At 43.9% G+C, this 24,239-nt stretch carries 19 protein-coding genes; 15 read left to right on the top strand and 4 right to left on the bottom strand.

All coding sequences use genetic code 11. From position 1 onward, the window contains the following. Window positions 1-18: 18 nt before the first annotated feature. The 5 genes from MKY35_RS22570 to MKY35_RS22550 all read left to right on the top strand — a co-directional run bounded on the left by MKY35_RS22570 (window position 19) and on the right by MKY35_RS22550 (window position 5,756). Window positions 19-996 carry a LacI family DNA-binding transcriptional regulator gene (locus MKY35_RS22570; protein ID WP_322252795.1) on the top strand — a complete coding sequence of 326 codons (978 nt, stop codon included), beginning with the start codon at window positions 19-21 and terminating at the stop codon, window positions 994-996. Window positions 997-1,160: 164 nt separating this feature from the next. Then, on the top strand, window positions 1,161-2,486 hold the full coding sequence (locus tag MKY35_RS22565) for an ABC transporter substrate-binding protein (RefSeq protein WP_029519359.1): 1,326 nt from the start codon (window positions 1,161-1,163) through the stop codon (window positions 2,484-2,486). A 59-nt stretch (window positions 2,487-2,545) separates the two neighbouring features. Continuing rightward, entirely contained in the window at window positions 2,546-3,430 is an 885-nt protein-coding gene (locus tag MKY35_RS22560; protein WP_029519358.1) for a sugar ABC transporter permease, read from the top strand. Then, window positions 3,430-4,257, top strand: a complete 828-nt coding sequence (locus MKY35_RS22555; RefSeq protein WP_029519357.1) for a carbohydrate ABC transporter permease — start codon at window positions 3,430-3,432, stop codon at window positions 4,255-4,257. Before MKY35_RS22560 ends, MKY35_RS22555 begins: the two co-directional genes overlap by 1 nt. An 83-nt stretch (window positions 4,258-4,340) precedes the next feature. Then, the gene (locus tag MKY35_RS22550) at window positions 4,341-5,756 is read left to right on the top strand and encodes a glycoside hydrolase family 32 protein (RefSeq protein WP_342444877.1); all 1,416 of its coding nucleotides are present in this window, start codon (window positions 4,341-4,343) and stop codon (window positions 5,754-5,756) included. A 75-nt stretch (window positions 5,757-5,831) separates the two neighbouring features. Here the strand turns inward: MKY35_RS22550 and MKY35_RS22545 are convergent, their stop codons facing one another. Continuing rightward, window positions 5,832-7,019 carry a macrolide family glycosyltransferase gene (locus tag MKY35_RS22545; RefSeq protein WP_342444876.1) on the bottom strand — a complete coding sequence of 396 codons (1,188 nt, stop codon included), beginning with the start codon at window positions 7,017-7,019 and terminating at the stop codon, window positions 5,832-5,834. Window positions 7,020-7,218: 199 nt separating this feature from the next. Between MKY35_RS22545 and MKY35_RS22540 the strand changes: the two genes are divergently transcribed. From MKY35_RS22540 to MKY35_RS22505, 8 genes are all read left to right on the top strand, one after another. Continuing rightward, window positions 7,219-7,413, top strand: a complete 195-nt coding sequence (locus MKY35_RS22540; RefSeq protein ID WP_016820419.1) for an H-type small acid-soluble spore protein — start codon at window positions 7,219-7,221, stop codon at window positions 7,411-7,413. Between the two features lie 18 nt (window positions 7,414-7,431). After that, window positions 7,432-7,602, top strand: coding sequence for a hypothetical protein (locus MKY35_RS22535; protein WP_176716844.1), 171 nt, complete (start codon window positions 7,432-7,434; stop codon window positions 7,600-7,602). Between the two features lie 253 nt (window positions 7,603-7,855). Further along, the gene (locus tag MKY35_RS22530) at window positions 7,856-9,094 is read left to right on the top strand and encodes a sensor histidine kinase (protein ID WP_342444875.1); all 1,239 of its coding nucleotides are present in this window, start codon (window positions 7,856-7,858) and stop codon (window positions 9,092-9,094) included. Beyond that, complete coding sequence (locus MKY35_RS22525; protein ID WP_342444874.1) at window positions 9,091-9,741, top strand: response regulator transcription factor; 651 nt, start codon at window positions 9,091-9,093, stop codon at window positions 9,739-9,741. The genes MKY35_RS22530 and MKY35_RS22525 overlap by 4 nt, the downstream gene beginning before the upstream one ends. A 172-nt stretch (window positions 9,742-9,913) precedes the next feature. Beyond that, window positions 9,914-11,335: an efflux RND transporter periplasmic adaptor subunit gene (locus MKY35_RS22520; protein ID WP_342444873.1), complete on the top strand. Its 1,422-nt coding sequence runs from the start codon at window positions 9,914-9,916 to the stop codon at window positions 11,333-11,335. Continuing rightward, window positions 11,332-14,442: an efflux RND transporter permease subunit gene (locus tag MKY35_RS22515; RefSeq protein WP_342444872.1), complete on the top strand. Its 3,111-nt coding sequence runs from the start codon at window positions 11,332-11,334 to the stop codon at window positions 14,440-14,442. The genes MKY35_RS22520 and MKY35_RS22515 overlap by 4 nt, the downstream gene beginning before the upstream one ends. A gap of 127 nt (window positions 14,443-14,569) precedes the next feature. Next, on the top strand, window positions 14,570-15,031 hold the full coding sequence (locus tag MKY35_RS22510) for a MarR family winged helix-turn-helix transcriptional regulator (RefSeq protein WP_322252803.1): 462 nt from the start codon (window positions 14,570-14,572) through the stop codon (window positions 15,029-15,031). Beyond that, complete coding sequence (locus MKY35_RS22505) at window positions 15,018-16,055, top strand: low specificity L-threonine aldolase (RefSeq protein ID WP_342444871.1); 1,038 nt, start codon at window positions 15,018-15,020, stop codon at window positions 16,053-16,055. The genes MKY35_RS22510 and MKY35_RS22505 overlap by 14 nt, the downstream gene beginning before the upstream one ends. A gap of 198 nt (window positions 16,056-16,253) precedes the next feature. Here MKY35_RS22505 and MKY35_RS22500 read toward each other — a convergent pair whose 3' ends face one another. Next, complete coding sequence (locus tag MKY35_RS22500) at window positions 16,254-17,093, bottom strand: AraC family transcriptional regulator (protein ID WP_342444870.1); 840 nt, start codon at window positions 17,091-17,093, stop codon at window positions 16,254-16,256. Window positions 17,094-17,281: 188 nt separating this feature from the next. Between MKY35_RS22500 and MKY35_RS22495 the strand changes: the two genes are divergently transcribed. Together MKY35_RS22495 and MKY35_RS22490 are read left to right on the top strand one after the other, a co-directional pair. Further along, window positions 17,282-20,590 carry a pectinesterase family protein gene (locus MKY35_RS22495; protein ID WP_342444869.1) on the top strand — a complete coding sequence of 1,103 codons (3,309 nt, stop codon included), beginning with the start codon at window positions 17,282-17,284 and terminating at the stop codon, window positions 20,588-20,590. 191 nt (window positions 20,591-20,781) lie between these two features. Further along, the gene (locus MKY35_RS22490) at window positions 20,782-21,999 is read left to right on the top strand and encodes a macrolide family glycosyltransferase (protein WP_342444868.1); all 1,218 of its coding nucleotides are present in this window, start codon (window positions 20,782-20,784) and stop codon (window positions 21,997-21,999) included. Window positions 22,000-22,007: 8 nt separating this feature from the next. On the opposite strand, the gene MKY35_RS22485 is transcribed toward MKY35_RS22490, so the two are convergent. Then, window positions 22,008-23,234 carry a sugar efflux transporter gene (locus MKY35_RS22485; protein WP_342444867.1) on the bottom strand — a complete coding sequence of 409 codons (1,227 nt, stop codon included), beginning with the start codon at window positions 23,232-23,234 and terminating at the stop codon, window positions 22,008-22,010. A gap of 222 nt (window positions 23,235-23,456) precedes the next feature. Beyond that, a complete protein-coding gene (locus MKY35_RS22480; RefSeq protein WP_342444866.1) occupies window positions 23,457-24,230 on the bottom strand; it encodes an alpha/beta hydrolase in 774 nt (257 codons plus the stop codon). Between the last annotated feature and the right edge of the window lie 9 nt (window positions 24,231-24,239).

The raw sequence follows: 24,239 nt of genomic DNA, 5'->3' as shown, positions 1-24,239 counted from the left end.
GTACGGGAAGAGGTTCATATGGCGACAATTCATGATGTAGCATTAAAAGCGGGCGTGTCGGTCACTACCGTATCCCGTGTAATGAATAACCGGGGATATATCAGCGAAACTACACGCAAAAAAGTGTTCGACGCAATGGAGGAACTTAATTATCAACCAAATGAAATAGCACGATCTCTGCTACGTAAGCAGTCCAATATTATTGGCCTTATTATTCCCAATGTCTCGCATCCTTTCTTCAGTGAGCTTGCCAATCAGGTTGAGTATTACGCCTATCAGCATGGCTGCAAGGTCCTGCTGTGCAATTCACATATGGATCCCGTGAAAGAGAAAGTGTATATTGATATGTTGAAGCGGAACCGGGTGGATGGCATCATTATGGGTAGCCATACATTAGAAGTAGAAGAGTACCGACATTTGAATTCACCGATCGTGACGTTTGATAGGCAGATTGACCCGTATATTCCTTACATATCCTCGGATAATTATCGCGGAGGCGAGCTGGCTACGGAGCTGCTCATTCGCAAAGGCTGCCGGAAAATTGCCCATATCTGCGGAAATCTGGAGCTGAACATGCTGTCCAATGAGCGGACCAAAGCATTCCGGGATGTGGTGGGTAAGCATAATGTCCAGCATGTGATTGTTCAAACAGACTTGAATGTGTTCGACCAGAAGGAGTACGAGCGGATCATTTCAAAACTCGTTCATGAACATCCGGATGTGGATGGGGTATTCGCAACAAGTGATATTATTGCTGCTTTCGCGCTGAAGGAATATATTCGCGCTGGAAGGCATGTGCCAGAGAATGTGCGTATTGTAGGCTTCGATGATGTAAGCGTTGCTTCCTGGCTGACGCCAGAACTTACATCGGTAAGACAGCCGATTGCAGAGATCGGCAGGCTGGCGGTCGAGCTGATCCGCAGGCAGGCGGAGGGGGAGCAGGTACAACCTGTCAATCTGTTGCCTGTTGAACTAATTGAGCGTGCAACGACCTGAATGAAAATCTGTTCCTCTAACAAGGGGAACAGATTTTTTTTAGTACATGCTAAGGGAATAACATGTCAAACGATTGACACAGGTTAAACCTTTGACATATAATCCGTTTGTAAGCGTTTTATTTAAGTGTTCAGAGCCATTATATAAATAAGGGGATGACAACAGTGAGTAAATTCAAAAGAGTTCAATGGATGGTAATGCTGCTTCTTTTAGTTATGGTGGTGTCTGCATGTGGTGGCTCCGGTGGAGAAGGTAATTCGGCTTCTGGAGGGGGATCAGGGGATTCGAAAAATGTGAAGATTACGCTTTTGAACTCCAAAGGCGAAATCCTTCCACAGCTGGAGGAAGCCGCTAAGGCCTTCCAGAAAGACAATCCGGGTATTACTGTTGAAATCCAGCCGGTTCCGACTGGTGGGTCGCCTTTTGAGCGTGCCTCCGCTTTGTACGCATCCGGAAACCCGCCGACCATGATCATGCTAGATACAGGTGATGTGGAGAAGTTCAAGGACCGTATCCTCGATCTGAGCGGAGAAAAGTGGAATAAGGACACAGTTGAAAACGCTACCACAGCTACGACGGTTGACGGCAAAAATTATGCGTTTCCGCTGGCTGTTGAAGGCTACGGATTCATTTACAACAAAGCCGTTGTAGATAAAGCGGTAGGCGGAAGCTTTGATCCTACCACAATTAAAACCCGAAATGACCTTGAAAAACTGTTTCAGCAAATTGAGGCATCTGGTAAGAAAGCATTGGTGATTTCACCAATGGACTGGTCTCTGGGCGCTCATTATTTGCCTCTTGCTTATGCAGGCCAGAACAAAGACATGGCTGAAGTGGACAAATTCATGGCGTCACTAAAAACGGGCCAGGCTAGCTTGGCTAATAATCCTGTATTTAACGGACTTATGGATACATTCGACCTCATGATGAAATACAACATCGATCAGGCTTCTCCGCTAGCAGGAGCTTATGAACGCGGACCGGAGCTGCTCGGCAAAGGTGAAGTTGGCATTTGGTTCATGGGCAACTGGGCATGGCCGCAAATCAACAGTTTTGATACGGCTAACAAAGAATATGGTTTCTTGCCTGTACCCATCAGTAACAATGCCGATGACTACGGCAATCAGGAGATTTCGTCCGCTGTATCCAAGCGCATTGTTATTGACAAGGAGAAGACTACTCCGGAACAGCAAGATGCGGCGAAGAAGTTCCTGAACTGGATCGTATATGATGAGAAAGGCCAGGATTTCCTCGTGAACCAAGCGAACATTATCCCGGCGTTCAAAAATATTACACTGCCTGCGGCCGACCCGCTTGGCAAGTCCATCCAGGATTATATTGCAAAAGGCAAGTCAGAGCAGTCGATGAGCATGCTGCCTGCGGACCACTGGTCTAAGACAGGATCTTCCATGCAAAAGTATCTGGCGAAACAGGGAGATCGTGCAACACTGGTTAAAGAAATCGAAAACTACTGGAAAACCGTTAAATAAGGTTGTTTTCAAATTACCTGGAATAGAGAGAGAAACCCGAAACAAAGGAAGGGATCATCATGATTACGGAAAAAGGAGTATGGAACCGGCTGCGGACGCGGCTACTGTTTACGGGCCCAACCTTGTTTGCCTTCATAACGGTAATGATTATTCCATTTTTGTATGGCATCTATCTGACGTTCACAAACTGGGATGGTATTTCCACCACACTATCGCTGGTAGGCATCCAAAACTATCTGGCTGTTTTTAGAGATATCGAGTTTTGGAAGTCATTCGGCTTGACGCTCAAGTATGTGTTTTATACCGTTGTTCTTATCAATGTGATCGCTTTTATGCTGGCTTATGTGCTGACTAAAGGGTTAAAAGGGCAGAGTATTTTCCGGGCAGGATTTTTCCTGCCCAACCTTGTCGGGGGCATTGTACTCGGTTTTATCTGGCAGTTTATATTCAACAACGTGCTTGTCTATTTGGGACAACATGCCAGTATACAGTCGCTCAGCACGACTTGGCTGGCTGATCCCGACAAAGCGTTCTGGGCACTCGTGATTGTAACGGTGTGGCAGAACGCGGGTTACATGATGGTCATTTACATCGCGGGATTGACGGGTGTGCCGAATGATATTATGGAGGCCGCAAGCATTGATGGGGCAAACAGTTGGACCAGACTGCGGAAAATGGTGCTGCCCTTGATGGTTCCTTCTTTCATCGTATGTATATTTTTGTCCCTGCAACGCGGATTTATGGTCTATGACGTGAACCTTGCGCTCACGAAAGGTGGGCCGTTCAGCAGTACTCAAATGGTGTCGATGCATGTGTATGAAAAGGCATTCCTTTCCCGTGATTATGGTGTGGGGCAAGCAGAAGCATTCGTGTTGTTCCTGATGGTTGCTCTCATCACTCTGCTTCAGGTTTATTTTAGTAAGAAGTTGGAGGTGGAGGCGTAATGACAAGAAAAAGAGTTGCTTCCTCCGTAATCAAATTCATTGTGCTGACAGTCATACTCATATTGTTCATCGTACCGTTCGTCTTTCTGCTGATCAATTCGTTCAAAGAAAACATGGCCATCACCTCAAATCCGTTATCGCTTCCAGAGAGCTTCAGTATGGTCAATTATATGAATGCATTTGATAAAATGAATTACATCGCTGCCTTCACCAACTCATTGGTCATAACGGTGTTAAGCGTTCTGTTTATATCGCTGTTTGCGGCGATGACGGCTCATTATTTTGTCAGAAACAACACCAAGTTCAACCAATATACATTTATGCTGATGGTTGCATCCATGATCATTCCATTCCAGGCTATCATGATTCCATTGGTGAAAATCTACGGGTCACTTGATCTGCTGAACAGTAAGTGGTCGCTGATTTATATGTATATCGGTTTTGGTAGCTCGCTGGCCGTCTTCATTTATCATGGTTTCGTAAAGAGTATTCCAAAAGAACTGGAGGAAGCGGCGCTAATTGACGGCTGCACGCGGGTTCAAACATTCTTCCGGATCGTGTTTCCGGTACTGATGCCCACGACTGCCACCATTTCCATTCTCAATGTGCTGTGGATCTGGAATGATTTTCTGCTGCCTTCCCTCATTCTGGTCGATCCGGAGCAAAGGACACTTCCGTTGTCCACGTATAACTTTTATGGAACCTATACAGTGGATTATGGTCCATTGATGGCAAGTTTGGTACTGACGATATTTCCGATCATTATCATCTATCTGTTCGCCCAGAAGTATATTATTCAGGGTGTTATGCAAGGTTCGATTAAATAATTGTAGGAGTAGGATGCCTTATCAAACAGACTAGAACGTATACGAGAGAGCGTGCAGATCAATTTATTTCCCAATCGAAGCATATGCTTCGGCCGGATTATCGGCTGAACTACCATTTAATGGCTGAATTCGGCTGGATGAATGATCCGAACGGCTTCATTCAATATAGCGGGCAGTATCACTTGTTCTATCAACATTACCCGTATAAATCAGTATGGGGACCGATGCACTGGGGACATGCAGTCAGCCGCGATCTTATGAAGTGGGATTATCTACCGGTCGCTTTGGCACCGGACGGCGAGTTCGACCAGGATGGCTGCTTCTCTGGCAGTGCGATTGAGCAGGACGGGAAGCTTGTCCTGATGTATACCGGACATGTTGTAACCGGGCCTGACAAGGATCAGGATTACAAGCAGTCACAAGGGATTGCAGTATCGGAGGACGGGGTGACATTCGAAAAGTGGGAGGGCAATCCGGTCATCGGTTATGACGCCGTACCGGACACGATCAGCCGTAAAGACTTCCGTGACCCTAAGGTGTTCAGGCACGAAGATCAATACTACGTCGTTCTTGGCTCTAATGATGCCCAAGGGAACGGGCTTGTACTGCTTTACCGATCTGAAGACCTGAAAAGCTGGACGTATGTCAATGTACTAGCCGTGAGTGACGGACGTTTCGGCGATAATTGGGAGTGTCCGGATTTGTTCCCGCTTGGCGGTCGGCACGTATTTATGCTGTCTCCGCAGCGCATGCCTGCTCAGGGAGAAGCATACCGTAATCTGCATTCCACCATGTACGGTATAGGTGATTTCAATGCGGAGGCTGGAACATTTACGGCAGAGCAGTATGCTCAGGTAGATCACGGATTCGATTTCTATGCCCCGCAGTCAACCTTGGATGATAAAGGGCGGCGAATCGTCATCGGATGGATGGATATGTGGGAGTCGGAGATGCCGACCCAGCAGGGGCACCATTGGGCGGGTGCAATGAGTCTTCCGCGGGAAGCGGTTATCGACCACGACAGATTGCTGTTCCGTCCGCTTGAAGAGGTGGAAAATTACCGATGCAATCTGTTCGAACAGCGGGATATCTTGCTGACAGGCGAGCAGATCATGGAAACGTTCGGAGATAGCTACGAACTGAAGGCGGTATTTGAGTTCGAAGCCAGTAACACCAATGAATTCGGCTTGAAGCTGCGAGTGGGCGACGAAGAGGAGACTGTACTCTCGTATCGTCCTGATGACGGTCTGTTCCGTTTTAACCGTGAGCGTGCCGGTATAGGCCCGGGCGGAGAGCGAAGAGTGCCTTTAAACTTAAACGAGGGCCGTCTGGAGCTTCGGATTTTTGTCGATAAAAGCTCGGTGGAAATATTCATCGGCGACGGTGAATACGTCCTCACAGGAAGAGTGTATCCGGGAGCAGAATCTACAGGCATTCGAGCGTTCGCGAGCGGAAAGTGTACGATGGCTTCGTTTCAGAAGTGGGATATCTCCACATAGAAATGCATGACAAACAGGAACCCGACCCTTGATGGTCAGGGCTCCTGTTTTTTTGTAGAATTGTAATCGTGTGATTTACACAAGCTTATTTTGAAGATAGGCATCAATTTTTGCGAGGGCTTCTTCTGTACCGCCAGATTGCTGGAAGCTATCATTTATTTTTTGTACGCCCTCTTTATACGTTGCGTTCGACAGTACCTCATGTACGGCATCTCTTAACGATTGTACATTGATGTGGTCTTTGGTTATTCGATAGCCAGCTTGAAGTTCTGTTAACCGCTGCGCGACCATGGGCTGATCCTTGTCCTGCGGCAGTACAACCAAGGGTACGTTAAAGTGAATTCCTTCATTTACACTATTCATTCCACCATGAGTAATAAATACATCCGAATGACGTAATACCTCCAATTGGGGAACATAGGGCGAGATGATAAAGTGCTCTGGCGCCGGATTGATTTTCGTAAAGTCAGCTTTCTCGCCAGCTGCAATCACGACGATACCTTCAAAATCGGAAAAAGCTTCAATACAGGTGTTAAAAAAGTCTTCAGTGTGGTCCAGAACAGTTCCCATCGAAATATACAAAACCTTTTTATCCTCTAGTCTGTCCAGTGGAAATGAATTTTCCCCTTTGCGTTCTGGAAAGCTGGGACCAATAAAGAGATTCTCGTCACCATACTGTTCACCGTCTGGTTGGAAATATCGACTGGTATATACAATATTCAAAGCCCCTGTATTGCTCATAAATTGAACCATATTTTCGGGAGCAACACCGAACCTTTCTTTCATGAGCTGCAGTGAGGTCGTGGCATGTTCATCAAGTTGAAACGGCTCTTTTTCATTAAAGCGAAAGAGATTGGTAGCCATCCGATTCTGTGAAATCAGAAAAGATGGGGAGGAAGCAATACCAGGGATTTTCAAATAGTCTCTAACTAACTCGCCAGCTCCGAATCTATCATAGAATACAAAGTCAAAATCAATGCTTTTAGACAGTTGCTGAGTAATTGCTAATATGTCCAGCGAAGTCTGAATATGAATTTTCATAAATGCACTCAACCCATCCGGAGTATTGGAATCAATAGAAGCGGTCCTGACCAGATCAGAATGCAGGTGAACCTTCGCTCCAACTGCTTCGAGTCTGTCCTTGTATTTCTCAGTTGTAATGTAATGTACTTGGTCCCCTCGTGCTGCAAAGGCTTGCGTCATCCCAATCGTAGGGTTCACATGTCCTTCTGCCGGAAAGTTAACCATTAATATGTTTAACATTCATCATTACTCCTTTTCTCTACAATTAAGATTGCAGTTTTCACTGAACCTCTCAATCCATAATAACAATAATATTTATTTTTTCAAATGATATCCTTTCAAGATCATGAAAAACATGTTGGCATGAAATATGTATAACAAATATTTACCTCGTGCATAGTAAGGGGGAACTCTACTTAGCAAGGGAGGTTTTTTCTAAGTGAATGTTCAAAGAGCGCAAGAAATAGCGTCCTCTTCCATAATGGCGAATGTGTTGTGTGATGGGCTACCCATTTATATTCAGCATGTGAATGAACAGCGTGAGACGGCACGGATCTATGCGCTGAACAACCCGGAAGAAGAACGGGAAGTGCCTTTGTACGCGTTAACAGAACGAGATCAGACCCTTGAATAGAAAGGAGCGACGTGAAAAATGAAACCGAACCAACAGAAAGAGATTGAGGCAGATCGTTTGAACTTTCGTGATCAGACGGATGATGTGGTCAGAGAAGTACCGGCCACGACGGATGCCAGCGAAGCTGTTGCAGCAATGACTTCACATATCAATAAATACGATGTACCAGATGAGTTGGAGGAGAAATAGAGAATGGCGAAGCGCGCACAGGATAACCTGCTGCGTGCTTTTTTATATGACGCCATAATTGGATGGAATCGAACAAAAAGTATTCAATGCCCAAACGTACAAATGATATTGCCCATGAGTACGTTTTTTTCTGTTTGTTTTTTTGTAAAATAATATATACATGATTACTGTTCAAACTAAATGGATTAGCTGCTCATAGCGGCATGGTCTCTACTAAGTTGAAAAGCCAAATTCAGAATTGTAGGAGGGAATTATGAACGATGAATACAATGTACAGGTTCAAAATCTAGATCCGGGAATAAGTGAAAGTGAAGGTGAAGTTGAGACCAAGGACATTTCGAAAGTATTAACCATAATATGGATTTTTATAATTTATAGTGAGTCTGTCATTCTTCAACATTTGTCTAATGGTCTAAATCTGCTACAAAGTGTCTTATTCACTATAATCATCATATTGCACATCCTCTTGTACTTGCATGCTCATAGAGTTGCAAAATATTATTCATGGGCTTATTTTGTTGTACAAGGAGGATTGATCTTTACAAGTGCATTTCTTCTACCTGAAAGTTTCTCCATAGTACTGGTTGGGTTAATGCCCGTTTTGGTGGGGCAGAGTATAGGTATTTATTATAAGCCGCTTAAGGTTATTCTTGTATTTTTGATCTCCTATGTAATTTTTTGTGTGGCTGTGGTCTGGCATAATGACGGCAAGCAATTTGTGTTGTTCATCCCGCTATTTTTTCTCATTGCAGTTGTTATAGTAGCTTATGCCGTTCTTTTTCTCAAACAAGTCAAAGCACGAATCCGAACGCAAAACGTTCTTAAAGAACTTGAAATCGCACATCAAAAGGTCGAAGAACTTACAATTGCTAACGAACGACAACGTATGGCCCGTGATCTTCATGATACGCTGGCTCAAGGGCTTGCTGGGCTAATCATGCAACTTGAAGCCATTGATGCTCATCTGACAAAAGGAAGTACGCAAAGAGCTCAGGAGATCGTCCAACAATCGATGTCACAAGTGAGAAGAACATTGTCTGATTCAAGGCGAGCTATAGACAATCTGCGTTCAAAAACCATCTCGGAAGTTGATTTTGCAGAAGCCGTGGAGGAAGAAATACAGCGATTTACAATGGCTACGAGCATTCGTGTAATACGCAACATCAAAATTAAAGCTTCGGTTCCCAGACTGGTGTTCGAACATGGATTGTTTATTATAAGCGAGTGTTTAACCAACGTAGCGAAGCATTCACATGCGAATACTGTATGGATAAGTATTTTGGATAACGAAGGCAAGATTGAAATCGAGATTCGTGATGATGGAAAAGGATTTGATACGGATATTATTGCCAAGCAAACAGGGCATTACGGAATAATAGGTATACATGAACGTGTACGGATGCTGGGTGGAAAAATCAATATCAGCAGTATATTTCAAGAAGGTACAACTATAAAAATAGAGGCGCCTCTTACTAAAGGAGACCTATCATGAAATACAAGATTTTAATCGTCGACGATCATTGGGTAGTTAGAGAGGGATTAAAGCTGGTGTTGGAGACCAATGACAGTTATGAAGTTATTGGTGAAGCCGGAGAAGGTGTAACGGCTCTTAAATTGATCGAAGAACTTCAGCCGGATGTCATCCTTTTGGATTTATATATGCCACAAATGAGTGGTTTGGAAACCATGAAAGCCCTCAGAGAAAAACAAAATGAAACACCAGTCATTATCCTGACTACGTATAACGAAGATGACTTAATGATTAAGGGACTCTCTTTGGGAGCAAAAGGATATTTACTAAAAGATACCAGTCGAGAAAACTTATTTCGCACGATTGAGTCAGCGCTAAGGGGAGAAACGCTGCTTCAGCCTGAAATAACAGCCAGGGTATTCGCTGCCACGAATAAGAGAGAAGCCAAGATAGAGTCACACGAAAGCAACTTAGTTCTGACGGATAAGGAAAGGCATATATTAAAGTCTGTTGCACATGGTTTTAAAAGTAAGGAAATTGCGTTTGATATGGGAATTTCCGAGCGTACCGTAAAGGCACATTTAACGAATATTTATAACAAGCTTGGTGTTGATTCCAGATCCGAAGCCGTTGCCGTTTCGTTGGAACGTGGTATTTTACAGCTTTAGAAATAATAACTGAAAATATGTTATTTATTTGCCCAGTCGTACATAAGGTGCTTGCCCCTTTGTACGATTTTTTTGTTTGTTCATTGTTATAACATGAAAAAAGGATGAAAAAGTTTACTTGACCCACGGGTTGCTGATAGCACCTTTAGAAGAGAGAATCAGGGAGGATGACATGAAGTTGAAGAAAAAAGGAATCAGGATAATGATTGCAGGGGTTGCATTAGCTATCGTGGCTTCCGGTTGCTCCAGTGCAACGGAGAACCCCGTAACACAAGCCAGTCACCCGGTGAAAGTAGAGAAACTTGCAATGAAACCTTTGGCCAATGATTTTAATTTGGCGGGGACTTTGCAGGCAAGTAATGAGGCAAATGTTTCCTTTGAAGCGGATGGACGTATATTGAGCACTATGGTTGAGGTTGGGGATTCAGTAGAAAAAGGGAGTGTCCTTGCGAAGCTAGATACATCCAATTACCAGTTGCAGCTGGATCGGGCAAAGGCAACCATGGAAAAGGCAAAGGCTGGTGTTAGCCAAGCGGAGGCTTCTGTCCAATCGGCACAAGCGGGCATCCATAGTTCGCAATCCCAGGTCAATGCGGCCCAATCGAAATTGCAGGAATTGAACAATGGCGCCAAAAAGCAGGAGATAGCACAGTCTCAAAATGCGGTTACTGTAGCAACTAATAATTATAACAAGAAGAAAGCGGATGCCGCACGGTCCCAAAGTCTATTCCAGGCAGGTGCGGTATCTTTAACGGAAAATGAGAATGCGCAGCTGGAATTAGCAAACGCACAAAAAAGCTTAAGTGATGCGCAAGAGAAATTGTCTCTTTTGCTTGCAGGGGCATCCCAGGAACAGCGTGCACAAGCTTCGGCCGGCGTAGATCAGGCCAGAGCAGGGCTGGAATCGGCTAGGGCTACTATACAACAAGGGCTAGCCAGTAAAGCTCAGGCACAGGCTACCTATGAGGATGCATTGGCTGCTTATGAACAGTCATCCTTGTCACTGAAAAAAGCGACTTTAACCTCCCCGATCACTGGTGTTGTGATTGAAAAAAAAATATCTGATGGTCAACTGGGCTCCAGTGGAAGTGAGGCATTTGTTGTCGGAAATATCAAGACTTTAAAAGTACTCCTCCCCGTACCGGACAGTGAAATCTTATCGTGGAAGAAAAACCAAAAAGTTAATATATCTCTCTACGATGAAATGAGAACAGGAACCGTCACCCAGATCTATCCATCGACTAACTCCAAAACGGGAAGCATCAATGTGGAAGTTAGCATTCCCAATCCCGAACTGAATTGGAAGCCTGGTCAAGTCATCAGCGCATCTAAAAGCATAAATCAAAACGAAGCGCTTTTAGTGCCCGTAGAGGCCGTAATTAGTACGGGAAATGATCCTTATGTCTTTAAAGCTGTAAATGGAAAAGCTGTCAAAACACCGATTAAACTGGGGAAAGTGACTAATAATCAGCTCGAAGTGGTCTCTGGGCTACAGGCAGGCGATCAAATCGTTACGCAAGGAGCAGGAACCTTATTTAATGGTGATTTACTTGGGAATGGTGTACCTGGGAAATCGGAGGAGTCGTCCGAATGATTAAATATATCGTTAAAAAGCAAAAAATTACACTCATTTTCTTCGCCATGTGCATTGTGCTAGGGCTCTACAATTTTACATCGTTACCTAAACAAGAGCAGCCCGATGTTATTCCCTTGTCAGCCAGTGTTACAACCATCTATCCGGGCGCCTCACCCGAAAAAATCGAGCAAACCATTACTAAGGTCATGGAACAGAAAATTAAAGCCGTACAAGGTGTTAAAACAATTTCTTCCACTTCATCTAAAGGGCAATCCAGTATAACAGTAGAAGCTTTTGAGGATGCGGACCCGACAAAGGTATGGGCTGATCTTCGTACAAAGGTACAGGATGCACAGTCTGAGCTTCCAGCAGATGCGATGCAGCCCATTATTAATGATAGCATGACAAGCTCTTTCATTGGTTCATACGCGATTACTTCTGATAAAATTGAGAATTTATACGCGTTAAATGAATTGATGAACAAATGGAAAGATCAATTAAAAACGGTCTCGGGTGTTTCGCAAGTTAATATTCAAGGAATACCAGATCAAGAAGTACGAATTAGTTTAGACACACAAAAGATGCAACAATATAACATCTCCTGGGAGCAGGTTGTTCAAGCAATCAAAAATGAGAATGAAAGAGTTCCTACAGGAAGTATGGATTTCAATGAGCGTACTTATCAGCTGACGGTAAATGCCTCTACCGATCCATCCATTCTAAATAACGTCCAGATTTCAAGCAATGACGATGGATTCCCGATATCTCTGAAAGATGTAGGGACAGCCTCACTTGTTTTTAAAAAAGCAGCTAGTTATACGTATGTGAATAACAAGCCTGCTATTTCGATCAGTGTGAGCGGAGATACAGGCACAGACGTGCCAACGGTATCTAAGGCGACTACAGCCAAAATCAATGAACTTGTGAGCGGTTTGCCGAAGAATGTACATTTTGAGCTACTTTTTGCGCAAAATGATCGAGTCGATGAAATGTTTGGAAACCTGACCAAAGAGATGATCATCGCTATTATATCGGTCATTGTTATATGTACATTAGGTTTAAATTTGCTGACTTCTGCATTTGTGGCCTTGGCCATTCCTGTTTCCATCGCCATCGGCTTTATTTTCTTACCCACAACAGGAATCACGCTGAATCAAATTTCAGTCATCGGATTAATTATCGTATTAGGGATATTGGTTGATGATGCCGTCGTGGTCAATGACAACATTGAACGCCGACGCTCTGAATTTGGGGAAGATGCTACGGAGGCGGCCATTAAAGGGACGAAAGAGGTATCCTTATCGATCATTACAGCTACGCTAGCTACGGTTGCGGCATTTGCCCCGCTTTTATTCCTGCCGGGCACTATTGGTGACTTTATTAAACCGATACCTACCGTTATTTCGTTAACGATGCTGGCTTCCATGATTATGTCGTTAACAATTATTCCTATTTTCCGTCAATGGTACGATCAACGTCGTAAAGGAAAAGAGAGTAGTAAAACAGTTAAGCCACCTGGACTTCTGGGGAATCAAATACAATCTCTATCCAATGTGTACTCTAAAAACTGGATGCCTAGAATACTGCGACGTCCACTGTTAACAGCGCTTATTGGTCTTATGATGGGTACAGCAGCTTATGGACTACTTGCTGTTGTTCCCATTGAATTATTTCCGGATTCCGATCAAGCGGATGCCACGATTAGCGTAACGATGCCAGAAGGAACGTCGTTGCAGGCAACCAATCAAGTTGTAAACGAGATTGGGAGCTGGGTCAAAAAACAGCCAGAAACAGAGCGGCTGGCGGCAACGGCAGGTGGAGGAGCGCCTCAGCTGTATAGTGATGTTGCAGGCGGTCATGGCTCTGGGGGAGCGGTCAACGGCCAAATTGCTGTCGTTGGAAAAGAGGGGCTATTTGATCTCAAAAAAACAGTAGATAACTGGACCCATACACTACAAGCAAAATATCCATCTGCATTAATCAGCATTCGTGTTCCCCAATTAGGTATTCCGGTCGGCAGTGCGGTGTCTATCCGTATTAAAGGAGAAGACATTGATAAGCTGCAAAACATGACAACTAAAGTCAAAGAAATGGTTGCGGGGACCCCCGGAGCTGTAGATGTGACCGATAATATGGGTATGCAAAGCTATAATCTGAATTTCCAAATCAATCAGCAAGCCTTGGATAAATATCAGGTTAGCTATTCCGATTTAACGCGTACTTTGCTATTAATGGGTGACGGGGTGAATGTAACGGATTTTGATACGGGTAAGGAATTGCTTGATGTCAATATATACATGAACAAACCAAACCAAGATCCTGAGGTATTATTCCAACAATTAAGTGTGAACAATGCGGCAAGGGAGCAAATACCTTTATCCCAATTAGCCACGATGAAACCGGACTTTTCCATCCAACAAATCCACCGTTATGATCTGGAACGGACGGTAACGATCTCAGCCAATGGAAATGGGCGTACGGCTACAGAACTCACTAATGATATCCGTAGCAAACTTACAAATACCCAGTTTGAACCAGGCTACACCTGGGAGATGGGAGGGGAAACATCTGCGCAGTCTGATATGTTTAAGGACTTGGGCAAATTAGCTGTTATTGTTATTTTCCTTATTCTCCTCTTGATCACCATGCAGTTTTACTCGGTGTCCACACCGCTCATTATTATGACTACCGTTTATCTGGCAGCGGCAGGGGGAATCCTTGGAAGCTTTATTTCAGGGATGCCCATTGGATTCATGAGTATTATGGGTATCATTTCACTTGCTGGTATCGTCGTGCGTAACGGTATCGTGTTGATAGAGTTTATTGAAGATGCACGGCGTGAAGGCGCTGATTTAACAGACGCCATTCTAATGGCATGCTCTGCCCGTTTCCGTCCGATCTTGCTTACTTCGCTAACTGCGATTGTGGGTATGATTCCTATTGCCACAATAGGGGAGATCTTGTTCAAACCGTTGGCAACAACCATTATTTTCGGACTGATTTTTTCAACTATTTTAACATTGTTTGTAGTTCCGACGCTGTATATGGTCGTAGCTCATCTGAAGCTGAAACGGAAGCATAAGAAGGAAAAGGCTATAAATAGCGATAGTTCATTGACCTTGTAGGTAAATATATAATACAGGATCGTACATTAGGCGTTAGAGTCTTAATGTACGGTTTTTTATTTCATTGACATAGTCCACAAAAATCTTTACTATAATTGTTGCAAAAGTCCACTAAATAGGGGGAGTTATGGTCAATATAGATGCTAATATCATAGCGGATATGAGGCGTTTTAATCGGTTCTATACGAATATACTGGGTGTTTTGGATAGACATGTGCTGGATAGCGGATATTCCTTTACCGAGGCCCGTGTCATTATAGAGATCGGGTTGATCGAGCCATGTATAGCGAATACTCTAGTCGAATCTCTTAAAATTGATCGCAGCTATATGAGTAGGATCATTGCTAAATTTTGCAAAGAGGGCTTTCTTGTTAAGGAAAATTCAACGTTGGATAATAGAACAAATCTGATTCGTTTGACTCCTAAAGGAAAGGCGTTCTTTAACCAACTGAATGAAAGGTCTGATGAACAAATTCTAAAATTAGTTCAAGGACTTTCAGAAGAAGAGATAAAAGAATTACATGCTTCTATGTTGTTAATTCAGAAGAAATTGGATGATTTGGAGAGGATACAGAATGATACGATTTGAATGCGACTATACCGAAGGTGCTCATGAACGCATATTAAAGCGACTACTGGAGACTAATGATGAACAAACTCCAGGTTATGGTGTGGACGATCATTGTGAAAAAGCCAGAGCATATATTAAAGAAGCATGTGACTCCCCAAATGCGGATGTACACTTTTTGGTTGGAGGTACACAGACCAATACGACTGTCATTTCTTCTATTCTGCGTCCGCATCAAGGCGTCGTTGCGGCAGTTTCTGGACATGTGGCCGTTCATGAAACCGGAGCGATTGAAGCTACTGGACATAAAATACTTACTTTGCCAAGCGGAGATGGGAAGATCCGGGCCGAACAGGTACAAGATTTGTATGACGCTCACTGGAATGATGCCGCTCCGGAACATAGTGTACAGCCCGGGATGGTTTATATTTCCCAACCTACTGAAAATGGAACGATCTATAGCAAATCAGAGCTGGAAGCATTAAGTAGAGTCTGTCAAGAATGTGGTTTACCATTGTTCATAGATGGAGCCAGATTAGGCTATGGCTTGGTGGCCGAAGATAGCGATGCATCTTTAGCAGATCTAGCACAGCTTTGCGATGTACTTTATATTGGCGGGACAAAAGTTGGAGCTTTGATGGGAGAAGCGGTAGTCATCCTAAATGATACATTAAAAAAAGACTTCAGATATATGATCAAGCAAAAGGGAGGACTGCTGGCGAAGGGGAGAATGTTGGGCATTCAGTTCGAAACCTTGTTTGAAGACGGATTATATTTTGAAATATCCAAACATGCGATAGACATGGCCATGCTGCTTCAAAACGGATTATCTGAGCAAGGTTTTTCTTTTCAATACCGTTCTACAACCAATCAGCAGTTTCCTATTTTACCAGATTCTATACTAAAAGCATTGAGTGAAAAATATACTTACTCCTTTTGGGAAAAGGTTGATGATACACATAGTGCAGTTCGATTCTGTACCAGTTGGGCTACGAAGAAAGAAAATGTTGAAATGCTGATTCAGGATATTAAAGCATTGCAATAAAAGTCATAGAAAGAGTAATTTATAATTTTAAAGATGGAGAATGACTATGTAAAAGCCATACTTCGGTGCACGCATTGCAGCGAAGTATGGTTTTTTGGCTTGTCTTAAGTTCCATGAAAGAGCAAGTGGATATAAAAATGGAAAAACAAGACAAGAGCGGAGGTATAAAATTGGCGTTTAATTCTTTACACTGAATATCTACCGAACCTGCTTGCGGTACTGAAGAGGAGAGAGCCCAGTTATTTTTTTGAAGATTTTATTAAAGTGGGAAGCATGACCGAACCCGACATCCTCTGCAATATGCTGGATTTTGTCTTTGGTGGTTCGAAGTCTGGTTTGGGCCGCCCTGACCCGCACTACGCGGATGTATTCGCTGAAATGAAAACCAGTCAACTTTAGAAAGATACGGCTTAGGTAAGCTGGACTAATGAAAAAGCAGGCAGCCACTTGTTCGAGAGTTAACGGTTTATTGTAATGATCCTGAATAAAAGAAGAAATTTCCGTGATTTTCTGATGCATGGGATGAGAGGAGACAGGTTCACTACGCTCGATTGCTTCCGATCGGTGCACCAGGATAAGCATTTCCAGCAGTAAATGCTGTACGCAACGGTCATGCAGAGGCTGCTTATTCCTGCATTCGGTATTCATCTGTAGGAATAAACGTTCAACCTCCACTTGCTCTCTCGCAGGTAAGCGAAGTAACGCGGATTGCTGGTATGGCGGCAGGTCAAGAATGTCATGATCCTGCTGTGGGAGAAACGTCGGAGAAAAATGAATCAAAATGCGCTCTGTTTCCTGCAATTGCGTACTGGCGGTAGAGTGCAAGTCGTGAGGAAGGATGAATATCAGATCCCCCTTGCGAGCGGTGTATACCTTGCCATTCATAAAATAGATGCGTTCGCCTCGCAGTAAGAGATACAGCTCATAGTTCTCGTGGACATGAGGCCGGGGCATAACTGTGAAACCGGTACGATAGATGTGATGAATGGAGAATTGTTGTTCGCCAATGACATATTTATCTTCTTTCACTTCATTCATGTGCTTCTTCCTTTACAAATTAAGATAAGTAAGCGCATTCATACATCAACAGTATATATGACAACCTGCCAATGATAAAAGCAGAAAAGATTGATGAAAGGAGGTGAAGGCGCTTCTGAACGTCTCGGATCGTGTTTTTATAAAAATATGCGCTGATGTGGAAGAAAATCTTAGGGAGGAAACAGAATATGAGCAAGCAGCGTACATGGAAAAAGGTGCTATGTAACGTGGTTGTGGGTTCATTGTTGTTGACCTTGTGCCCGCCACTAATCCAAGCGGAGACTGCGGTAGGAACAGAGAACGCAAAGGGGGCAAAAGTGGCGACGGATATTCCGGCGTTTCCGGGGGCTGAGGGTGGCGGTAAATATGTTACCGGTGGACGCGGAGGTGAAGTGTATGAGGTTACCACGCTGGCAGACTACGGCAAAGGGGAGCAGATCATACCCGGATCTTTTCGCGCAGCGGTCAGCTCCGATAATCGGACGGTCGTATTCCGGGTGGGTGGAACGATTCATCTCAAGGAGCCACTTAAAATCTTGGGAAACAACCTGACGGTTGCGGGTCAGACAGCTCCTGGCGACGGTATAACTGTAAGCGATTACACAACAGGGGTTGAAGCAGATAACGTCATTCTCCGTTACCTGCGTTTCCGATTGACCGACCGTTACCCCAGTGAGGATGACGCATTGGGAGCCAGATACCATAAAAACATAATGATTGATCACTGTTCCTTTAGCTGGTCGGTGGATGAGGTACTGAGCTTGTATGACAACGTCAATACAACGGTACAATGGTCCATTGCGTCCGAAAGTATGCTAATGACTACGCACCAGAAAGGTCGCCACGGCTATGGCGGCATATGGGGTGGACGAAATTCCACCTATCATCATAACTTGTTGGCTCACAATGCAAGCCGTAATCCGCGTTTTCCAACCGATAAAAAACAAATCGACGCTGTGGAAATGACCAATAATGTCATTTATAACTGGGGATTTTTCTCCTCATACGGCGGTGGTGAAGGATCGTATAATGTGCTAAATAACTATTATAAGTATGGCCCTAACACATATGAGGACGTTCGCGGTCAAATTTTTGTAGACGTGGGTAGTAAAAAATATAAAACACGCATCTTTATTGGTGGTAACTATATGTACGGCAATGACTCGGTTACGAAAGACAACTGGCAGCTTGGCACATCCATTGGGTCCATTATTGATCCGTCCACCCGTTTGGCGGAGCCGATTGAAGTCAGAGGGGAATACGACAACGGAATCTCACCAGATGCGTACGGTCCATATCAAGCGACAGATGCACAAACCGCATATACGGAGGTGCTTGCCGGCTCAGGAGCCACGCTGCCAAGAAGAGATGCGGTGGACGCCCGAATTATGAATGATGTGAAGAATGGAACGGGTGCATTTATTAACTCTCCGCGTGAAGCAGGGTGGATTTATGACGATTCTAACGTAACGACGACGGAGCTTTCTGACAGTGACCATGATGGAATGCCGGATGAATGGGAACGTGCCCATGGGCTGGACCCCAATAATGCAGATGATCGTAACGGTCAGGGGCTTGCCGGCACAGGGGCGTATGCTCATTTTGCCAAGGGTTATACGAATCTGGAGGTCTATTTAAATGATCTTATTGAGAAGCTGTCGAATGGAAATGAGGTGAATAATCCAGAGGCCGTCGTTCAGGTGTCGGATGCAAACGGACGTTCACTAAAGCATAACGATATTTTGGAAGCAGGCCGGGATGCGACCATAACAGCAACAGCCAAGGACAAAGATGGTATTGCTCACGTTGAATTTATCATTGACGGCAAACTTGTTGGTAAAGTAGAGACCGCACCTTATCATCTCGATTGGAATCATGTAACAGACGGTACCCATTATATTATTGTACGGGTGACCGACCGCAAGGGGAATGCTGCATTTTCCAATCCTGTTACCATTCACGTCAATACGACTGCGCCGTCGGGAAGTTGGCTCAGCGAAGAGATTGGCTCTGAGGGCCACAGTGGTTATATAAAAGGGCATACTCAGGTCTTAAAAGAAGATGCAAGCGGCAGCAGCATACGACTGAAGTCAGCGGGAGACGTTGACGGTAAGGCAGATATTTTCCATTATGCTTATCAAAAATGGGAAGATAACACTGAAATTACAGCCCGTGTGGAACAAATTACCCCGGTGGATGATAATGCCGAAGCGGGTGTAATGATTCGTGAATCGCTGAAGCCTGGATCAAAAATGGCCTTTATGTCTTTAGCATTTGTTAAATATGGCAAACAGGGTATTCTTATCAGTCGTGATCAAACGGAGGGTAAGACGAAACGTGCGTCAATGGAGACGTTTATTGCAACGCCATATTCGGTTCGTCTGGTACGACAAGGACCAAAGGTTACCGGCTGGGTATCCGCAGATGGTGTGACGAACTGGGAGAAGGTTGGTGAAACGGTTATAGATGTGCCGAATAATCAGCCGCTATTATTCGGGTTGGCTAGCGATGCATCCAAACCACAAAACGATGTATGGAATTACAATACGTCGGAATTCAGCCATGTCACCATCCGCAACCTGACAGACTCAGGGGGAACTCATCCCACTAGTGTGGTGGTAGCGACCTATGGCCCTGCTGACTTTACATCTCTCCAGGCAGCTATTGACGCAGTCCCTGACAATAGCAATACAAGGACAGTTATCCATCTCAAAAACGGTACGTATCGTGAGAAAATAAGGGTAAATTCATCCAAAAAAAATCTGAGTATTATCGGAGAAGATCGAGACAAAACGATCATTGCTTTTGATGATACGGCCAAAACGGTGGTGGACGGAAAAGAATTAGGAACAAGCAACAGCTATACCATGCGTGTGCAAAGTCCCGATTTTGTGTTGGAGAATGTCACGGTTGCCAATACAGAAGGAACCGGGCAGGTGCAGGCTGTAGCGTTATATGCCGAAGGCGATCGTGGTAAGTATCACAATGTCAAAATTACCGGCCTACAGGATACGTTGCTTGTGAACCGTGGCAGACAGTATTTCAAGGACAGCTACATCAGTGGTAGTGTAGATTTTATATTTGGCAATGCACCCGCTGTGTTTGATAACTCGATCATACACAGCCTGCGTGCTGGATATGTGACAGCAGCTTCAACAGAAGAGAACAAGCCGGGCTTTGTATTTATTCAATGTCGCCTGACAACAGAAAATGGCTTGACAGGCAAGGTGGATCTTGGACGGCCATGGCGCCCTTATGCTCATGTTATTTTTTTGAAGACCTATATGGATGACCATATCAAGCCGGGCGGCTGGAACAATTGGGGCAAGGAATCCAATGAGCAGACCGCAAGATTTGGAGAGTTTGACAACTTTGGGCCAGGTGCAGGAAGTAGCGGGCGTGTACCTTGGGCCAAACAGCTTACCGCCGATGAAGCAAGCCAGTACACCGTCGAAGCTGTTCTGAGCGGGACAGATCATTGGGATTGGCGTCTTTAAATTTAATGTTCAATGGTTAAGCGGGGCAAACGCTTCTAGCGTTCAGCCTCGCTTATTTCTATCGTTTGAGTAGAGGATACATATTTAATTTTTAGGTATTGAAAATACTTGTTTATATGGTAAATGTTCGCTATGTTTAAAGTGTATTTATTTCAAATTGTAATTTATTTTTGATTTTGGAGGTGTAACGTATGGCACGTGTGTTAGTAGTGATCACGCCTGCTGAAGGCCATGTTAATCCGACACTAGGATTAGTGAAAAGGTTGGTAGACAGTGGGGAGGATGTTGACTATGTGTGTACGGAAGAATATCGTACGAGAATTCAACAGACAGGAGCACAGATGATCACCTACCCTTTTGTGGATGATGCTTTTTCCAAAGACTCTGATTTAAAGCCAGCAGAATACAAACATCATTATCAATTTGTATACATGATGGTAAAAGGTATGATTCTTCCGATTATTCCAGAGGTTTTGAGAGTTATTGAAAACAGAACCTATGATTATTTAATCTATGATTCTTTGATGGGTTGGGGAGGCACGATTATTGCTGAGAAGCTAGGAATTCCTGCTGTATGCTCTATCGCTTCTTTTGCTTTCGTAGAGCCATTGGGATCGGGGCAAGGCATGAATGACAATGATCCGGAGGTAAAAAAGTTATACACGGCTACGATGCAAATAACGCATCAACTAGCTAATGAGCTTCAGGTTGACGCTCCGGCTATAGAAGAGATTGCTCCTCATGGCGGACACTTAAGAATTGTTTATACAAGCCGCTATTTTCAACCGCAAGCCGAAAAACTGGATCACAGTTTTATTTTTACAGGTCCTTCTATTGTACCGCGTAAAGATGCTCCTTCCTTCCCGTTCGAACAACTTCGTGTTCTGCATCCACAGGCGGTGTACATTTCAATGGGTACTATTTTGAATAAAGACTTGGAATTTTATAAGCTTTGTTTTGCAGCATTTCGCGATTTGCCTGTGCAGTTTGTGCTGTCTTCAGGCAATTATACAGACATGGAGCCATTGGCCTCGTGTATCCCTGACAATTTTATAATCAAGCCTTATATTCCTCAATTGGAAATGCTCCAGCATGTGGATGCTTTTGTTACACATGCGGGGATGAACAGTACAAGCGAAGCTCTGTATTACAATGTGCCGCAGGTCATGATTCCTTTAACATCGGATCAGCCCATCGTAGCTAGTCGGGTGCAGGAACTGGGAGCGGGTGTTGTTGTGGATAAAAATGAGCTTACACCCGCTAGTTTGAGAGCTGCCTTATTAGAGGTATTGAGTCATCCAACCTATAAAGAGCAGGCTCATGTGATCGGCGAATCATTACGCCAGGCTGGTGGGTACAGACATGCGGCAGATACAATCATGAGCCATTTCTCCACCATAGAAAAATAAGCGGCAGTCTATATACTGTGATTCCTTTCTTTTAAAGTAGCAGATTTTTCAAACTCTAGTTTCTTTGAAATCGCCAGAAGACCAAGGGAGCAGATGATCAGGGCCAAACATACCCAATAGGTGTTTCGGTAACCCATCCATTGAGCGGTTAATCCGCCCATCAAGCTCCCCACCAGTCTTCCGATGGTTGTCGCATTGGAATATAGCGTCGATGCGTACCCTGGAAGAGAGGGCAACAAATCCTGCATGTAACTAATGCCAATGGCAGAAATCACTGCAACAAAAAAGGCTAGAAGAAGCTGCCCCACGAATAGCTGCCACATCTCCGTAGACATAAGGACAAGGAGATAGTAGGCAACTCCTGTTAATGCCCCTAAAAATATAAGCAAACGGTTGGAGTATTTAGCTGCTAGTACGCCTAGCATGAGCATCAAGGGGATTTCTACAATTGCGCAAATACTGGATACTAGAGCAACGTCACTCGTGTCGCCTTGTAAATTGTGAATGATGAACAAGGAAATATTCAAATTATTCATCCAGTGAGACGTATAGAGCAGAGTAAGAACGGAAAAGGGAATCAGAATCTCAATATTTTTATGTAATGTAATGTGATGAAGTGAAAGTTGATTGTTATGTTTAAGTTGAGCGGGAGGCTGCTTGATAAAAAAGAATAGAAGCACAGCAATGAGAACAAAAATAGAGGTCGTTCCCATAAAGATACCCTTAAAGCCCGTATGTGCAATCAAAAAGGAACCAAAAAGCGGCCCGGTAATAAAGCCAAGAGAAAACATAGACCGAAGCGTTGAATTAGCAAAGGCGTGATCCGCAGATTTACTGCGATTTACTGCTTCACGTGCACTGGCAAATAACTGCGGCATCCCAGGAGCACCAATGGCCGTAAAGATCGTCATATAAACAAAAAGCACATAAAAATTTTGGATTACAAGATATCCTGCAAAGGCTACGGCATTAAATAACGTACAAATCACCAAAATTTGTTTGCGATCTAATCCGGTATCAGAACGTTTGGCAATCAGAGAGCTTATCCATATGCCACAAATCAAAGTCACAGCTGTAAATACACCAAAGGTTCCCACAGATACGCCAAGTGTACTTGTAAAATATACAGCCAAAAAAGGCGCGCTGATGGATATAGCCATACCTTGTAATAACATACAGATCATGAATAGCGGGTAGTTAGGGATAACGAAAAGATTTTGAATACGCTTTAGCATTTCATTTTTACACCCCTTCAGATTTAGAAGCAGAATAATACATACCTATCCCATCTAAACTACATATGACTTTAGCATAATTTGTATATTTACATAGTGTAAAATATTATATAATTTTTTTCACTTTGATGAGCAGCTCATATGCAAGGTCATACACAGACTAAGATACAATATCGGTAGTGGGAAGTAGATGTGTATACGATTTTCCCCGTAGGATGTGCCTTAAAGGCTAAAGCGGTTTACAAACTGCTTGATCAGTTCATTCAATGATCCGGCGGCCTTCGTAGGAAGGCGATGATCAGCTTTCTTAAGGAAAACCAGCTCACTATTTCGTAATTGTTGATGCAATATTTTGGCATAGGGATGAAAGTGCTTATCTTCTTCACCGTAAACAAGCAGGACGGGAAGCTGGATTTCCCCGAGCTGTGAGGTGCAGTTGTACTTCAAGCTGTATCGATAATATTGCTCGACATTCCTGGGATTTCCCTGCTTCGCATCGCTGAATAACTTACGGAACAAAGATAGCTGTTTCGTTTGTGACCAAGCAATAGAAAGGGCAAGTGTACCGACTGCACCGATTTTGGAAAGAGCAATGCCCAAAGAAATTTTGTTTCTTAGTCGCCCTTCGTTTACTTCTGACATTCCACTGATAACAATGCCTCCCCATGCCCGATCTGGATAAGTCAAGAGGAATTCAAGTACTATCGAGCCTCCGGTAGAATATCCACACAGAAATACTTTATCAAGGCTCATCCGGTCCATCAAATGTTTAATATCCTTGACAATGAGAGGGTAAGTAACCGTTTGCTCGGAAGGCTGACTTTTACCGTGTCCTCTGATATCAAAAGCTATAGTTCGAAAATGAGGCGAGAGTCCTTGGATTTGGTTTGTGAAATTTAAGCTTGTGAGTACTGGAGGGTGAATGAATAGGATGGCCATTCCTTCACCGGAATCCATATAATGCATGGAGTATTCGTTTATGTTTGTAGTCGTCATGGTTATGTT

Source organism: Paenibacillus sp. FSL L8-0638 (assembly GCF_038593075.1).
GTDB lineage: Bacteria > Bacillota > Bacilli > Paenibacillales > Paenibacillaceae > Paenibacillus > Paenibacillus polymyxa_D.
The sequence above is the reverse complement of the archived record's forward strand: the minus strand, read 5'-3'. Positions and strand labels throughout refer to the sequence as shown.

Bases quoted from the DNA above. Each gene is read 5' to 3' on its own strand.
- MKY35_RS22525 (WP_342444874.1), top strand. From the start codon at position 9,091: ATGAAATACAAGATTTTAATCGTCGACGATCATTGGGTAGTTAGAGAG.
- MKY35_RS22490 (WP_342444868.1), top strand. From the start codon at position 20,782: ATGGCACGTGTGTTAGTAGTGATCACGCCTGCTGAAGGCCATGTTAAT.
- MKY35_RS22495 (WP_342444869.1), top strand. From the start codon at position 17,282: ATGAGCAAGCAGCGTACATGGAAAAAGGTGCTATGTAACGTGGTTGTG.
- MKY35_RS22485 (WP_342444867.1), bottom strand. From the start codon at position 23,234: ATGCTAAAGCGTATTCAAAATCTTTTCGTTATCCCTAACTACCCGCTA.
- MKY35_RS22530 (WP_342444875.1), top strand. From the start codon at position 7,856: ATGAACGATGAATACAATGTACAGGTTCAAAATCTAGATCCGGGAATA.
- MKY35_RS22500 (WP_342444870.1), bottom strand. From the start codon at position 17,093: ATGAATGAAGTGAAAGAAGATAAATATGTCATTGGCGAACAACAATTC.
- MKY35_RS22505 (WP_342444871.1), top strand. From the start codon at position 15,018: ATGATACGATTTGAATGCGACTATACCGAAGGTGCTCATGAACGCATA.
- MKY35_RS22535 (WP_176716844.1), top strand. From the start codon at position 7,432: ATGAAACCGAACCAACAGAAAGAGATTGAGGCAGATCGTTTGAACTTT.
- MKY35_RS22570 (WP_322252795.1), top strand. From the start codon at position 19: ATGGCGACAATTCATGATGTAGCATTAAAAGCGGGCGTGTCGGTCACT.
- MKY35_RS22550 (WP_342444877.1), top strand. From the start codon at position 4,341: ATGCTTCGGCCGGATTATCGGCTGAACTACCATTTAATGGCTGAATTC.
- MKY35_RS22560 (WP_029519358.1), top strand. From the start codon at position 2,546: ATGATTACGGAAAAAGGAGTATGGAACCGGCTGCGGACGCGGCTACTG.
- MKY35_RS22545 (WP_342444876.1), bottom strand. From the start codon at position 7,019: ATGTTAAACATATTAATGGTTAACTTTCCGGCAGAAGGACATGTGAAC.
- MKY35_RS22480 (WP_342444866.1), bottom strand. From the start codon at position 24,230: ATGACGACTACAAACATAAACGAATACTCCATGCATTATATGGATTCC.
- MKY35_RS22520 (WP_342444873.1), top strand. From the start codon at position 9,914: ATGAAGTTGAAGAAAAAAGGAATCAGGATAATGATTGCAGGGGTTGCA.
- MKY35_RS22510 (WP_322252803.1), top strand. From the start codon at position 14,570: ATGGTCAATATAGATGCTAATATCATAGCGGATATGAGGCGTTTTAAT.
- MKY35_RS22515 (WP_342444872.1), top strand. From the start codon at position 11,332: ATGATTAAATATATCGTTAAAAAGCAAAAAATTACACTCATTTTCTTC.
- MKY35_RS22555 (WP_029519357.1), top strand. From the start codon at position 3,430: ATGACAAGAAAAAGAGTTGCTTCCTCCGTAATCAAATTCATTGTGCTG.